At 64.5% G+C, this 13,643-nt stretch carries 14 protein-coding genes; 5 read left to right on the forward strand and 9 right to left on the reverse strand.

Translation table 11 applies throughout. From position 1 onward, the window contains the following. Positions 1–4: 4 nt before the first annotated feature. From JJE66_RS24425 to JJE66_RS24460, 8 genes are all read right to left on the reverse strand, one after another. Positions 5–1,987 (reverse strand): heme lyase CcmF/NrfE family subunit, encoded by a 1,983-nt coding sequence (locus tag JJE66_RS24425; RefSeq protein ID WP_200517021.1) that lies wholly within the window; start codon positions 1,985–1,987, stop codon positions 5–7. Next, the gene (gene ccmE, locus JJE66_RS24430) at positions 1,984–2,529 is read right to left on the reverse strand and encodes a cytochrome c maturation protein CcmE (RefSeq protein WP_200517022.1); all 546 of its coding nucleotides are present in this window, start codon (positions 2,527–2,529) and stop codon (positions 1,984–1,986) included. Before ccmE ends, JJE66_RS24425 begins: the two co-directional genes overlap by 4 nt. A gap of 37 nt (positions 2,530–2,566) precedes the next feature. Further along, positions 2,567–3,682, reverse strand: a complete 1,116-nt coding sequence (gene ccmI, locus JJE66_RS24435) for a c-type cytochrome biogenesis protein CcmI (RefSeq protein WP_200517023.1) — start codon at positions 3,680–3,682, stop codon at positions 2,567–2,569. A 131-nt stretch (positions 3,683–3,813) separates the two neighbouring features. Continuing rightward, complete coding sequence (locus JJE66_RS24440) at positions 3,814–4,083, reverse strand: hypothetical protein (RefSeq protein WP_200518751.1); 270 nt, start codon at positions 4,081–4,083, stop codon at positions 3,814–3,816. A gap of 99 nt (positions 4,084–4,182) precedes the next feature. Then, positions 4,183–5,586: a hypothetical protein gene (locus JJE66_RS24445; RefSeq protein WP_200517024.1), complete on the reverse strand. Its 1,404-nt coding sequence runs from the start codon at positions 5,584–5,586 to the stop codon at positions 4,183–4,185. 149 nt (positions 5,587–5,735) lie between these two features. After that, positions 5,736–7,112 carry a sensor histidine kinase gene (locus JJE66_RS24450; RefSeq protein ID WP_200517025.1) on the reverse strand — a complete coding sequence of 459 codons (1,377 nt, stop codon included), beginning with the start codon at positions 7,110–7,112 and terminating at the stop codon, positions 5,736–5,738. 118 nt (positions 7,113–7,230) lie between these two features. Beyond that, positions 7,231–7,902 carry a response regulator transcription factor gene (locus JJE66_RS24455; protein ID WP_200517026.1) on the reverse strand — a complete coding sequence of 224 codons (672 nt, stop codon included), beginning with the start codon at positions 7,900–7,902 and terminating at the stop codon, positions 7,231–7,233. A 232-nt stretch (positions 7,903–8,134) separates the two neighbouring features. Further along, positions 8,135–8,290 carry a hypothetical protein gene (locus tag JJE66_RS24460; protein ID WP_200517027.1) on the reverse strand — a complete coding sequence of 52 codons (156 nt, stop codon included), beginning with the start codon at positions 8,288–8,290 and terminating at the stop codon, positions 8,135–8,137. A 235-nt stretch (positions 8,291–8,525) separates the two neighbouring features. On the opposite strand from JJE66_RS24460, the gene JJE66_RS24465 reads away from it, so the two are divergent. From JJE66_RS24465 to JJE66_RS24480, 4 genes are all read left to right on the forward strand, one after another. Continuing rightward, entirely contained in the window at positions 8,526–9,512 is a 987-nt protein-coding gene (locus JJE66_RS24465; protein WP_200517028.1) for a Ku protein, read from the forward strand. Positions 9,513–9,570: 58 nt separating this feature from the next. After that, complete coding sequence (locus JJE66_RS24470) at positions 9,571–9,807, forward strand: hypothetical protein (protein WP_200517029.1); 237 nt, start codon at positions 9,571–9,573, stop codon at positions 9,805–9,807. A 187-nt stretch (positions 9,808–9,994) separates the two neighbouring features. Continuing rightward, positions 9,995–10,165, forward strand: coding sequence for a hypothetical protein (locus tag JJE66_RS24475; protein WP_200517030.1), 171 nt, complete (start codon positions 9,995–9,997; stop codon positions 10,163–10,165). Positions 10,166–10,355: 190 nt separating this feature from the next. Then, positions 10,356–10,520, forward strand: a complete 165-nt coding sequence (locus tag JJE66_RS24480) for a Flp family type IVb pilin (RefSeq protein WP_200517031.1) — start codon at positions 10,356–10,358, stop codon at positions 10,518–10,520. A 30-nt stretch (positions 10,521–10,550) separates the two neighbouring features. Here the strand turns inward: JJE66_RS24480 and JJE66_RS24485 are convergent, their stop codons facing one another. Next, positions 10,551–11,531: a phosphatase PAP2 family protein gene (locus JJE66_RS24485; protein ID WP_200517032.1), complete on the reverse strand. Its 981-nt coding sequence runs from the start codon at positions 11,529–11,531 to the stop codon at positions 10,551–10,553. A gap of 428 nt (positions 11,532–11,959) precedes the next feature. On the opposite strand from JJE66_RS24485, the gene JJE66_RS24490 reads away from it, so the two are divergent. Continuing rightward, positions 11,960–13,594, forward strand: coding sequence for a thiamine pyrophosphate-requiring protein (locus JJE66_RS24490; RefSeq protein ID WP_200517033.1), 1,635 nt, complete (start codon positions 11,960–11,962; stop codon positions 13,592–13,594). Positions 13,595–13,643 lie beyond the last annotated feature (49 nt).

Consider the following 13,643-nt stretch of genomic DNA (forward strand, 5'->3'; position numbering starts at 1 on the left):
TGGATCACTCCGCCGGTTGCAGGCGCTGCTTGGCCCGCGCCGGTTTCGGCGCACCGACCCGCAGGCGCCGGTCGGACAGCGACAGCATGCCTCCGAACGCCATCAGCACCGGTCCCCACCAGATCAACAGCACCAGCGGCTTGTGATAGATGCGCACGGCGATGGCGCCTTCGGCGGTGACGTCGCCGAGCGAGATGTAGAGCTGGCTCGCACCGCGGGTCAAAAGCGCAGCCTCAGTGGTGGAGGAGCCGCGCGTGGTGAAGCTGCGCTTCGACGGCGTCATGACACTGAGAGCGTTGCCATCGCGGCTGACGTTGAATTGCGCGATCATTTCGCGGTAGTTCGGCCCCTGGCGCTCCAGCAGGCCGTCGAGCTTCAGATCATATCCGGCGACCTGCGCAACGTCGTTCGGCTTCATCGTCGCGATATATTCGCTGTTCCAGGTGGTCTCGCAGACGATCCCGATCAGCGCGATGCCGAGACCGGCATGCGCGAACACGCTGCCCCATGCCGAGCGCGGCAAGCCGCGGGCGCGATGCAGCGTCGTTGCGAACGGCAGGCGAAACAGGCCGGTCCTTTCGGCCAGATCCGTCATCGCCCCCGCGATGACGAAAACTCCAAGCCCGATCGCCAACGGCGCCAGCGCACTGCCGCCACGCGTCCACGCCCAGACGATGGCGATCACGACGAGGCCGGCGACGCCCGCCGTCAGCAGGCGCTGGGTGACACCGAGCAGATCGCCGCGCTTCCACGACAGCATCGGCCCGAACGGCACGGCGAGCAGCAGCAGAACGAACAGCGGAACGAAGCTGAGATTATAGAACGGTGCCCCGACCGACATCTTGAAGTCGGCCAGCACTTCCATCGCCAGCGGATAAAGCGTTCCGAACAGCACGACCGCGCAGGCCACCGTCAGCAGCAGATTGTTCAGCACCAGCGCGCCCTCGCGCGAGATTGGCGCAAACAGACCGCCTTGCTTCAACGACGTCGCGCGGCCCGCGAACAGCGACAGGCTGCCACCGATGAACAGGCAGAGGATCAGGAGGATGAACACGCCGCGGGTCGGATCGTTGGCGAAGGCGTGCACGGAGGTGATGACGCCCGATCGCACCAGGAAGGTGCCGAGCAGCGACAGCGAGAAGGTCAGGATCGAAAGAAGGATGGTCCAGACCTTCAGCGCGTTGCGCTTCTCCATCACCAGCGCCGAATGCAGCAGCGCCGTGCCGGCGAGCCACGGCATCAGCGAGGCGTTCTCGACCGGGTCCCAGAACCACCAGCCGCCCCAGCCGAGCTCGTAATAGGCCCAGTACGAGCCCATCGCGATGCCCAGCGTCAGGAATATCCAGGCGACCAGCGTCCACGGCCGCACCCAGCGCGCCCAGGCGGCATCGATCCGCCCCTCGAGCAGCGCGGCGATCGCGAAGGAGAACGAGATCGAGAAGCCGACATAGCCGAGATAGAGCATCGGCGGATGCACGGCGAGACCGATGTCCTGAAGCACCGGATTGAGATCGCGTCCCTCGATCGGCGGATTGACGATGCGCAGGAACGGATTCGAGGTCATCAGGATGAAGAGGTAGAAGGCGCTGGCAATCCAGGCCTGAACTGCGAGCACATGCGCACGCAACGACAGCGGCAGATTGTTGCCGAAGGCGGCAACGAGCCCGCCGAACAGCGCCAGGATCGACACCCACAGCAGCATCGAGCCTTCATGGTTTCCCCACACGCCGGTGATCTTGTAGATCAACGGCTTCATGGAGTGGGAATTCTCGTAGACATTGGCGACGGAGAAATCCGAGTTCACGTGCAGCGTTACAAGCGCAAGGAACGAGGCGCCGACGAATAGAAGCTGTGCCAGCGCGGTGGAGCGCGCCACGTTCATCAGCGCGGGATCGCGCAAGCGTGCGCCGATCAGCGGCACAGACGATTGGATCAGCGCCAGCGCGAGCGCCAGCACCAGTGCGTAATGTCCGGCTTCCGCGATCACCGCACCGCTCCCTGCGAATTGCCCTGCGCCGTCGTCGCCGCCGGCTTGATGCCATCAGAAGCCTTGGCGTTTTCAGAAGCCTTGGCGTTTTCAGAAGCCTTGGCGCCGTAATCGTCCTTCCAATGCCCTTGCTTCTTCAGGGCATCGGCGACGTCCTTGGGCATGTAGGTCTCGTCGTGCTTGGCCAGCACGGTGTCGGCCCTGAATACGCCCTTGGCATCGAGCGCGCCTTCGGCGACGATGCCCTGCCCTTCACGGAACAGATCGGGCAGGATGCCCTTGTAGGCGACAGGCAGCTTGGCGCCGCCGTCGGCGACTTCAAACGTCACGGCGAGATTGTCGCCGCGCTGGAGCGAGCCCGGCTGCACCAGCCCGCCGAGGCGAAAGCGCTTGCCGGGCGGGACGTGCTTCTCGGCAACCATGGTCGGGGTCGAGAAGAACACGATGGAATCGCGCAAGGCGTTGAGCACCAGCGCGGCCGCGAGCGCGAGCACGGCGAGCGATCCGCCGATGATGGTCATCCGTCGCTGCTTGCGCGTCATGGCGTATCCATTCTCCGCTCGTCTCGTCCTATGTCCGTCATCCGTCAAGCCCGAGAGTCTTGAGGCCTTCGTTAAGCTGGCGCAGCCGCTCGGAATCCTTGGCGACCGCCTGACGGGCGTCGGTCGAGGCGCCCACCGCCTTGTCGCGGTCGCCCATCACCAGATAGGCGCGCACCAGACGCAGCCAACCCTCGACATCGTCGCCGTTCTGCTTGAGGCGCGTGGCGAGACGTTCGACCATGCTGCGGATCATCGCGTTGCGATCGCCGTCGTTCATCTCCTTGGACGCTGCGATCGTCTCGTCGGACAGGGCCGGCATCGTCACGCCGCCACCGCCGACCCGCGCGAGCGAGGTCTGCACCAGCGGCCGCCACGGCGCATCCGCGGGTGCTTTCGCCAGCAGCGCGCGCCAGATATTGGCCGCGTCACCGTTGCGGCCGTCCTGCTCGGCAGCGAGCCCGAGAAAATAGTTCGCCTTGGGATCGTCGGCATTGAGCGCATGCGCGCGTTCGAACTCGGTCTTGGCTTCCGCCGTCACCACGCCGCTGGCAGCGGCCGCGATCGCCTCGCCGAGATCGGAGCGCCGCTCCGCGCTCTCGCCGTTATAGGTGATCGAATTGCGATAGGCGCGCGCGGCCTCGTCGAAACGACCGAGCCGTTCCAGCACCGGCGCGAGCACATTCCAGCCGCGCCCGTCGGTCGGGTTCTTGTCCAGATGTTGCTGGACCTGCACCACGAGGTTCTCGAGCGATTGCCCCATGCCCGACCCGGACCCGCGCTCCCGCTGCGCCAGCGGGAAATCGCGGAGCGCAGGCGAGCCGAGTGGAACATAGATCGCGACCGCCACCAAAGGCAGGCCGACAAGCGCCAGCGCGGCGGCCGCGCGACGCCATTTCAGACTGGATGTCGGCGCGAGCGCGGACTCGCTGCCGGCTGCGGCGAGCAGCCTGCGGCTGATCTCGACGCGCGCGGCTTCGGCTTCCGGGGGCGCAATCAGCCCCGCGGCAAGGTCACGCTCGATCTCGGCCAGTTGGTCCTTGTAGACCGCGACTTCGCTGCCTTGATTGTCCGGGCGCCCGCCACGGCCGAGCGGCCAGAGCACGGCGAAAATCGCCGCGACCGTCATCAGCGCGAACACGAACCATAGCGTCATCTGGCAAGCTTCCGGCAGCGCGTGAGCCGCGCCCACAGGTGGCTTTACACCACGGCCGGACGATGCGGCAATTGACAATTGTCAATTTGGCGCGAGCGCACCCAGTCTCGAAATGGTGAAAATCCAACGGCTTAGCCGATCTCGAACTCCGCGCTTTGAGCGGCGTTCTCACCGTGCCCGTTGAAGGCCCTCAGGAAGTATGTTCCCGGCTCGATTGCATCGGGCAATCTGATGCGCAATGCGCCGACGGGAACAGGCGATGCAACCCTGGTGACCGTCTCAGGCAGTTGCCGGCCGCTTGCCTTCTCGACGAGCACCACCTTCGCGCCGACCATCAACCTTTGATATTTGGCAACAATGACGCGGTTTTCGATTTCGATGGAGCTGATAACGGGTTTCATGCGCCCACAGATAGAAATTCCAAAAGCTTGCACGGGACCGTAGGGCCCACGACCGGCATCGTCAACTACAAATTGTGATCACACAAAGATGCGCTTGGATCAGCTCGCGCGCGTCGATTTGCGCTCGCCCGTCGCCGCGTTCTCCGCGGCGCGGCTCATCAGCGAGGCGTAATCATCGCCAAACAGCACCTGGCAGAAGCGGATCGCAGCCTGCACCTGCTGCTGCCGGTAGGTACGGACCTTGTGATCGGCGGCGCGCAGCGACTGCACCAGCTGCTCGGTCGACCGCTCCACATATTGCTGGAGGTCGGAATAGGTGCGCAGCGTCACCTCGTTGATCGCAAGCTCGCTCGCGTAGTTGCGGCAGGTCGCGACGAAGTCGACCAGCGCGACGGTCTCCTCGACCTCGGTGCTGTCGATCCGCGCTCCGGGCGGAATGTCCTTCTCGGCGCGCTGGCGCAGGATGCGGCGGACGCGGCCGGGAACGCTGTCGATCTCCGATTGCAGCGCATTGGAGATGTCGGCCCGGATCGAGGTCAGCTGCTTGCCCCAGGGGGAATCGTTGCGCAGGTCGAGCTCGGTGCGCAGGCCGCGGACGCCGTCGTGCAGCGCCTTGAGATTGTCGGCGACGGTCTCGAAATGCCCGCGCTTGATGTCCATGCGCAAATTGGCGGCAACGCGGGCCAGATCGTGCAGGGCCATCGTGACGGCGGCGCCATAAGGCGTTGCCGCGACGCGGATCTCGTCGTCGGACGCGGCGATCTTGATGGCGAGGCGAATGATCTGCCACGGCGCGGTCATGCGCTGGACCACCACCGACAGCGCAAAGGGCAGCATCTGCGGGGTCTGGAGCACGGGAATGTTGAGCGCAGCGTTCACCGAGGCGATCTGGGGGTCGCCGAAGGCGCGCAGGAAGCGCGGCAGCTTTTCATTGAGCGTGCCGAGCGCCTCGCGAACCCCGAGCACGGCGCCGATCGAATAGAGATCCTCGATCACGTTGGGCGGGCCAACGCGGGCGAGCGCACGCGACTTGTCGCCGCCGCCGGGCCCCGTCAGCTCGAAGATGGCGTCTGCGGCTACCGCCTGAAGCTTTAGCGCCAGCGCCTCGACCTGCCCCGCACTGTCTGAAGCCGGCATGCGCGCCAGCGCCGCCTCGAATTCAGCCACCTTGTCCGGCGCACCGTCGCGTCCGAGCCATTGCCAGATCGGATGCAGCGAGGAGCGGCGGATCTGGCCGACCCGGATCGGGGCACCGGCTTCCACCAGGAACGGTTCCAGCACCTGGAACAGCAGCCGCGACAGATCGTCGGTCCGCGGCGGCACGGCCTCTTCAGCATCGGTCTTGCGCACGATCTTGCGCAACTGCTCGAGCACGAGGGTCGCGACGGCCGTATCCTGGCCACGCTCGAGCGCGCGCTCGAACTCCCGCATCAGCAGCGCCTGCGCCTGTGGCGGGAGCTGCGCGAGATATTCCCTCAGCCGCTCGATCGATGTCTGGCTCATGCGCCCGGGTAATGCACGGTAAAATGTCGGACGTGGGATGCGTCCGGCGCGATCATAGGTGGGTGCGCCTTAAGAAGCGGTTGAGGAAGTCGCTCCGAATACCTCGGGTTTCGCCCCGAAGCCAAAAATAAGTGTGCAGGATCAGAGGATTATATTCCGGGCAGCACCAGCTCGGCCCGCAGGCCCCCGATCGGCGCACTGCCGAGCGAGAGGCTGCCGCCATAGAGGGCGGCGAGATCGGTCACGATGGATAGCCCCAGCCCCGAGCCCGGCTTGGATTCGTCGAGTCGCTGACCGCGCCGGGAGACCTGGGCGCGCTCGGCCTCGGAGAGGCCGCGTCCGTCGTCATCGACGATGAGCCGCAGTCTGGGGCCTGCCCCCGCCTGCGGCGGTGCATCGACCAGGACCTCGATGAAGACGCGCGAGGCCGCCCATTTGCAGGCATTGTCGACGAGGTTGCCGACCATCTCCTCCAAATCCTGCCGCTCGCCCCGGAATTTTGCCGCCGGATCGGCCTTGGCCTCGACGGCGATACCGCGGTCGCGGTGGATCTTCTCCATGGTCCGCCGCAACGCTTCGATGGCGGGCGCAACCTCCGTCACGGTGCCGACGACCGAGATCCTCGCCGCGATGCGGGCGCGCTCCAGATGATGGGTGAGTTGGTCGCGCATCACGGCCGCCTGCTCCATCACCTTGGCCGCGAACGGATCAGCGGCGTGCGAGCCGGCTTCGTTGACGATCACCGAGAGCGGCGTCTTGATCGCATGCGCGAGATTGCCGACATGGGTGCGGGCCCGTTCGACGATCTCGCGATTAGCGTCGATCAGCGCGTTGGTCTCGCGCGCGAGCGGCGCAATCTCGACCGGGAATTCGCCCTCGAGCCGCTCCGCCCGCCCGGAGCGGATGTCGGCGATGGATTCCGAGATGCGCTTGAGCGGCGCAAGGCCGAAACGGACCTGGAACACGGTGGTCAGCAGCAGCACGATGCCGAGCGCTGTGAAGGTGCCGCCGAGATAGTAGTCGAAGCTCCGCGTCTCGTCGAAGATCTCGGTGTCGTCGCCGGCGACGCTGACCAGATATTTGCCGTCGGCGCCGAGATCGACGGGACGCTCGACCATGCGCAAATTCTGCCCTTCCGGCCCGTCGACATAAGCGAGGCGAATGCCGGCGGCGGTGAGCTCGGTGCCCTGGTCCTCCAGCTTCGGCAGCTTCTGGTCCCAGAGCGAGCGCGACGAACGTACCTCCGGCTTCGCGGTGTCGGTGCGCGTGATCTGCCAGTACCAGCCGGACAGTGGCAGCTCGAACAGGGGCTCGCCGAGCGACTGGAACTGGCGATCCGGCGGCTCGTCGGGGGTCGCGACCTCGGCGATCAGGGTGCGGAGATAGAGGTTGAGCCGGCGGTCGAAGGCGCGCTCGGTGGCGTTCTTATAGACCGAGGACAGCACCACGCCGGTGATGGCCAGGATCACCACGAGCCAGGCGGTCGCCGACAGGAACAGGCGGTTCGCAAGCGAGCTGGCGGGCATCGGAATGATCCCGGAGGCACGAGGTGGTGGCATGGCGTCGGCGGTCATGACCGGACCAAGGCTCGTGTCGGGCCGCCCGTCAAGCCAAGATGCTTCGCAATATCCTTGGAAAGACCCCTCAGGCGCCGGGGGCCGGTGGGGTCAGGAGATAGCCGAGGCCGCGGACGGTCTGGATGATGTCGACGTCGAGCTTCTTGCGGATGCGGCCGACGAAGACCTCGATGGTGTTCGAGTCGCGGTCGAAATCCTGGTCGTAGAGATGCTCAACCAGCTCCGTACGCGATACGACCCGCCCCGAATGGTGCATCAGGTAGGCCAGAAGCCGATATTCGTGCGAGGTCATCTTGACGGGATTGCCGGAGACGCTGACCCGCCCGGTGCGGGTGTCGAGCGTGACCGGGCCGCAGCTCAATTCGCTCTGGGCATGGCCGGTCGAGCGGCGCAGCAGGGCGCGGATACGCGCCAGCACCTCCTCCAGATGGAACGGCTTTGCGACGTAGTCGTCGGCGCCGGCATCGAAGCCCTGGACCTTGTCGCTCCAGCGGTCGCGCGCGGTGAGGATCAGGACCGGCATGGTGCGGCCATTGCGGCGCCAGGCCTCCAGCACCGAGATGCCGTCCTTCTTGGGCAGGCCGATGTCGAGCACCACGGCGTCGTAGGGCTCGTTGTCGCCGAGATAAAGTCCCTCTTCCCCGTCGAAGGCGCGGTCGACGACATATCCGGCGTCCGTCAGCGCCTTGGTGAGCTGACGATTGAGATCGGGGTCGTCCTCAACAACGAGCAGGCGCACGCTTCTCTCCAGAAATAGGCTGCACAATCGATTGGCAGAGATGAGCAATTCCGGCGTGAACTGAGTATGAACGTGGGGAACCGGTCGCGTTACTTTTTGGTCATATACGATGTGTTCGGCACTGGCGCGACTGCGCCCGCCACGCCACGGGCGAAGCCTGTGGCATATGGCGGGCGCAATGTGCCGCGTTAGGCGGCGAGTCGGAAGGTCCGCCCTTCCCGTCGATTTGCCGTCAGGTCCGGAAAAACACGAACCAGACGACGGCGAGGATCAGGATCGCTAACCCCGTGGAGATGGCGAGCAGCGCGGCCACCGAGGGCCCAGGTTCGGCTTGGCGCGCCTCGGTTGCGGTCTCGACGATCTGGCGGTCCTCGCGCGTGGTTGCCATGGTGACCTCAATCTCTGGATGTCGCCTCCGATGACCGCGACCTCATCACGGCCATTTGTCTCGAGCCAACGCGTGATCCGATTTGATGTTCCGGCGTTTTACCGAAGGATCGGGCAGAACCGCACGCCTAGCGACTGGTTAACGCAGTTGCAAGAATTCGCCCTGAGCCATGTATGATTCGCTGTTCCCCGATGGTATCCTCACAAGTCTGTCCTTGTTGCGTCTGGAGTAGCCCATGGCCCCCCGCGCCAATTGGAAGGGTTTTCTGCGTCTGTCGCTCGTGACCTGCCCGGTCGCGCTGTATCCGGCCACGTCGGACACCGAGAAGGTCTCGTTCAACCAGATCAACCGCAAGACCGGCCACCGGATCAAATATCTGAAGGTCGACGCCGAGACCGGTGACGAGGTGACCTCCGAGGACATCGTCAAGGGCTACAAGGTCGACACCGACACCTACATCGAAGTCACCAAGGACGAGCTCGACGACATCGCGCTCGACTCGACCCACACGATCGAGATCGACGAGTTCGTGCCGAAGACCGACATCGACAACCGCTATCTGATCCGCCCCTATTACCTCGTACCGGACGGCAAGGTCGGCCACGACGCCTTTGCGGTGATCCGTGAGACCATCCGCAGCATGGACAAGGTCGCGATCGGCCGCATCGTGCTGACCAACCGCGAGCACATCATTGCGCTGGAGCCGCTCGCGAGCGGGCTGATGGGCACGCTGTTGCGCTATCCCTACGAGGTGCGCAGCGAGACCGAATATTTCGACGACATCCAGGACGTCAAGCTGACGAAGGACATGCTCGACCTCGCCAAGCACATCGTCGAGAAGAAGTCCGGCGCGTTCGAGCCCGAACTGTTCGAGGACCATTACGAGACCGCGCTGATCGATCTCATCAACAAGAAACGCTCGGGCGCGCCGATCGCAGCCAAGTCCACGCCGAAGAGCGGCGGCAACGTCATCAACCTGATGGACGCGCTGAAGAAGAGCCTCGCGACCGAGAAGGACACGGCGCCCGTGGCGAAGGTCGCCAAAGAGACCGTCAAGGCCAAGAAGCCGAAGAAGCGCGTCGAAGGCCAACGCGAGATGCTGCTGCCGATCTCGGGCAAGGGCGGCAAGGACGCAGCCGCCAAGGAAGCGACGAAGGAAGCGGCACCGAAGAAGGCCGACAAGCCGGTGCGCGCGACGGCGCGAACCAAGAAGGCCGGCTGACGGCATCGCATCACCGGTCACGCCGTGACGTCTCCCCTCACCGATCGGGCAATCTGACATGCCCTGGTCGACGCCGTTCGACGATCCGATCGGCTTGCGCGGTGGACGCAGGCTGCGCACGCTGCAAGAGGCCGCCGACTTCATCATGCAACTGCCCGAGGCCGAGCAGCAGGAGCCGTGCTGGCAGACCGCGATCGAGATGCTGATCAACGCGGCGGAGACCGGCGGCGGCTGGTTGATATTCGCCCGCATCGGCATGCTGCGCGCGCTGAACGCTGGCAGCCGGCGTCGATGAGCCGCGATCGGCATGCTTACCGATCGGTTGACGAACAGCCTCAACAATCCCTTAAGCGACCTCGTCCCTTTCGGCACCAGGATGCCATCTTGCCGCAGCGGGTATTCCTACGGGACCAAAAATTAACCGCTGATTCCCTTTGAGTGCACCATGGTCGGGAGACCGAGGAGCCAGGGTTCACACCGCCGTGCCGCAGCAGAACGCCAGAAAGAACTACATCGGCATCGTGAGCGACACGACCGAGGAAGAGCGGATCGCCGACACGGCGCTGCGGGCGGTGAGCTATCTGGTCGGACGCCTCGCGGCAGTGCTGAAGCGCCCGGGCAAGGCCGCACCGGGCCGCCCGCTCTCGTCCTGAAACAGGACGACGACATCGCCAAATCCACGCGAATTGAGTGACGAAACCTTAAGTCAATCGATGACAACATGCGAAGGGACAGGCGAGGACGATCCGACCCGCGTTTTTGACGCGCCCACGAATTCGTAAATGAATTTACCATTCCGAAAACGGCGCCAGCCTACGTTGGACGGACGAACAGGAGTTGACGATGACTGTGCTCAGGTCATTTCTTGCCGATGAGAATGGTGCCACCGCCATCGAATATTGCCTGATAGCCGCTGGCATCGCGCTCGCGATCATCACCGCCGTGACCAACACAGGCAGTGCACTCCTGAGCAGCAAGTTCATCTCGATCAGCGCGGCGGTCAAGTAGCCGGCATAGCCGGTCGAGGGCACCGGGTCGTTATCGCACGGAGCTGGACGGCCTCAAATCGAGCTCGCGATCGGCTTCCGTACGTTCTCCCGCGATGAGAGCACGTTGGACCGTGGCCCAGCTCAGCAGTGCGATTGCGAGGCCCGCGGCGACGTCGGAAAAGTAATGGCTGCCGTCCACCGGCGTTGCCGCAATCATGGCGACATTGAGCAGCACGGCGATCCAACCCACGTATTTGACCGGCCGGAGCGCCAACAGGAAGAGAAGTCCAAGCGCGGCGTGCAAGCTCGGAAAGCTGATGATTCCCTCGGCGCCCTCCGCGACCAGATGGCGGAAGGTCCCGTCGCGCAATCCAAAGAATACCGGAAGGGGCAGATCTCGCGTGGTCGGCACGATCGCGGGAGAATCGAGTGCCGACAGATGCAAATGGCCCCAGACGCCCTGCGCCGGCATCAGAGCCGAAATGCCGATTGTCAGAAGCGTCGTCAGCACGAAGCTCAGCATGAAGACGCGCAGTCGCAGCGCATGACCTGCCGCGGCCAGTATGAGGACGACGGCCGTCGTTTGCACAGCAAAGCTCGCATAGGCCGCCGCCAGCAGCGCATGCAGGTGCGGAGCCGCGTTCATCACCTCAAGCCATGCCATCCAATCGAAGCCGAGACGGCGGTCCAGCACGGCGAGCTCGCCATCCCATAGCGGAAATGCCGCGCCTGCCGCGACATAGGACAGAGGAGCTGCCACCGCCGCAAACGCAATGATCTGGGCAGTGCTGATCAGCGCGCCGGCAAGAGCCGCGTCCTTCCTGACGGTTGAGTAGAACCAGCTCAGCAATATGAGCAGGCCCGCAACGAGGGTCGGTTTGCGGAATGATAGCCAGTCTATTTGGAAAGGCCCGAACGTCGAGGCGATCAATACTGCGCCGGCCGTGGCCCCGATCGCGATCCAGGCGATACGATCGGCACGGTTCAACCGGTCGAGATGGATGTCAGACAGGCTCAGCGTGTCCGTCATGAGGTCTGTCCGTTCGCCGGCCTGTTCACCGAGGTGCTCCTGCCAAGCTAGCCTGGTAGAATTGCGCCTCCGTTAATGCAGCGCCCCAAACATTGCGGAATTTCGCTTCACCGGCGTCGAGCAGGCGGGCGCAAGCGTTAAATTCTCTTTTGACGGCCGCCGCTCCGGCTCGGTGCAAGGCCGGCTGGTCACTGTTTGAGAACCATGTTCCCGGCTGCACGTTTAAGATCGCTATCTGCCGCCCCGCGACGAGCAGATCGCCTTGCGTCGGTGAAGACGATCACGGTCGGGAGGGGTGCTCGACAAAGATATCGTGCATGGCTGCCCTCCGATGGCGCGAGCCATCCTGACTTTACCCATTGTACAATTCCTGTTCCTCTACCGGCCAACTGACCGGGACCAACACCGGCCTGCCCAGGAGAGACGCCATGAAGCTCGGCACCGCGATTGCGGAAATCATGCGGCGCGAGGGGATCGAGATCCTCTGCGGCTATCCCGTCAACCATCTGATCGAGCACGCGGCAAAGGCCGAGATCCGCCCCGTGATGGTGCGGCAGGAGCGCGTCGGGGTGCACATGGCGGATGCGATCTCACGCGTCACATCAGGGCGCACGATCGGCGCGTTCTGCATGCAGCACGGGCCGGGCGCGGAGAATGCGATGGGCGGCGTCGCGCAGTGCTTTGGCGAATCCGTGCCGGTGCTGGTGCTGCCGATGGGCTATCAGCGGCGGCTTGCGCATGTCGAGCCGAATTTCAATTCCAGCGAGGCGATGAAGCCGTTTTCGAAATCGTCCGAGCCGATCATTCTGGCGGCCGAGGTCACCAACATCTTCCGCCGCGCATTTACAAAGCTGAAGAACGGGCGCGGCGGGCCGGTGATCGTCGAGATCCCTGCCGACATGTGGAACGAGGAGGTGCCGGAACCGCTGAACTACACGCCGGTGCTGCGCACCCGCTATGGCGCCGATCCCGCGCATGTGAGGGAGGCCACCGCCCTGCTCGCCAACGCCAGGCGTCCGGTGATCTATGCGGGTCAGGGCGTGCATTACGCACAGGCCTGGCCGCAGCTGAAACGACTCGCGGAACGGCTGGCGATCCCCGTCACCACCAGCCTTGGCGGAAAATCGTCGTTTCCGGAAACCCATCCGCTGTCGCTCGGCTCGGGCGGCCTCGCCGTGCCGCGCGCGGTGCCGAAATTCCTCGCGGAGGCCGATGTCATCTTCGGCATTGGCTGCTCCTTCACCGAGACCAGCTTTGGCGTCGCGATGCCGAAGGGCAAGACCATCATCCATTCCACGCTCGATCCGAACCATCTCAACAAGGATGTGGAGGCGAAGATCGGCCTCGTCGGCGACGCCGCCCTCGTGCTCGATGCGCTGCTGGAGGAGATCGGCAACACGGTCACCGCGGACCGCGATGCCTCGGCCGTCGCGGCCGAGATCGCGGCCTCGCATAAGGAGTGGCTGGCGAAATGGATGCCAAAGCTCACCAGCAATGACGCGCCGCTCAGCCCCTACCGCGTCTTGTGGGACTTGCAACACACCGTCGAGATCGACAACACCATCATCACCCATGATGCCGGCAGCCCGCGCGACCAGCTCTCGCCGTTCTGGAAGGCGGTAACACCCCTCTCCTATCTCGGCTGGGGCAAGACGACGCAGCTCGGCTACGGCCTCGGGCTTGCGATGGGCGCCAAGCTCGCAAAGCCCGACAAGCTCTGCATCAACGTCTGGGGCGATGCCGCCATTGGGTTCACGGGCATGGATTTCGAGACCGCGGTGCGCGAGCGCATCCCGATCCTATCGATCCTGCTTAACAATTTCTCGATGGCGATCGAACTGAAGGTGATGCCGATCTCGACCGAGAAATACCGCTCGACCGACATTTCCGGCGACTATGCCGCGATGGCGCGCGCCTTCGGCGGCTACGGCGAGCGGGTGACAAGGCCGGAGGACATCGTGCCCGCGATCAAACGTGGCATCCAGAAGACGAAAGAGGGCGTGCCGGTGTTGCTGGAGTTCATCACCAGCAAGGAGACCGAGGTGTCGCGACCGGGGACGTGAGGCGACCGCAGGGCCGCGAGCACTGGCTCCGGCCGCAGGAGATGTGATA

Source organism: Bradyrhizobium diazoefficiens (genome assembly GCF_016612535.1).
Lineage (GTDB): Bacteria > Pseudomonadota > Alphaproteobacteria > Rhizobiales > Xanthobacteraceae > Bradyrhizobium > Bradyrhizobium diazoefficiens_C.

What these genes read in the sequence shown, in the direction of transcription:
- JJE66_RS24450 (WP_200517025.1), bottom strand. Translation starts at nt 7,112, where the DNA reads ATGCCCGCCAGCTCGCTTGCGAACCGCCTGTTCCTGTCGGCGACCGCC.
- JJE66_RS24490 (WP_200517033.1), top strand. Translation starts at nt 11,960, where the DNA reads ATGAAGCTCGGCACCGCGATTGCGGAAATCATGCGGCGCGAGGGGATC.
- JJE66_RS24470 (WP_200517029.1), top strand. Translation starts at nt 9,571, where the DNA reads ATGCCCTGGTCGACGCCGTTCGACGATCCGATCGGCTTGCGCGGTGGA.
- JJE66_RS24485 (WP_200517032.1), bottom strand. Translation starts at nt 11,531, where the DNA reads ATGACGGACACGCTGAGCCTGTCTGACATCCATCTCGACCGGTTGAAC.
- JJE66_RS24465 (WP_200517028.1), top strand. Translation starts at nt 8,526, where the DNA reads ATGGCCCCCCGCGCCAATTGGAAGGGTTTTCTGCGTCTGTCGCTCGTG.
- ccmE (WP_200517022.1), bottom strand. Translation starts at nt 2,529, where the DNA reads ATGACGCGCAAGCAGCGACGGATGACCATCATCGGCGGATCGCTCGCC.
- JJE66_RS24445 (WP_200517024.1), bottom strand. Translation starts at nt 5,586, where the DNA reads ATGAGCCAGACATCGATCGAGCGGCTGAGGGAATATCTCGCGCAGCTC.
- JJE66_RS24480 (WP_200517031.1), top strand. Translation starts at nt 10,356, where the DNA reads ATGACTGTGCTCAGGTCATTTCTTGCCGATGAGAATGGTGCCACCGCC.
- JJE66_RS24460 (WP_200517027.1), bottom strand. Translation starts at nt 8,290, where the DNA reads ATGGCAACCACGCGCGAGGACCGCCAGATCGTCGAGACCGCAACCGAG.
- ccmI (WP_200517023.1), bottom strand. Translation starts at nt 3,682, where the DNA reads ATGACGCTATGGTTCGTGTTCGCGCTGATGACGGTCGCGGCGATTTTC.
- JJE66_RS24440 (WP_200518751.1), bottom strand. Translation starts at nt 4,083, where the DNA reads ATGAAACCCGTTATCAGCTCCATCGAAATCGAAAACCGCGTCATTGTT.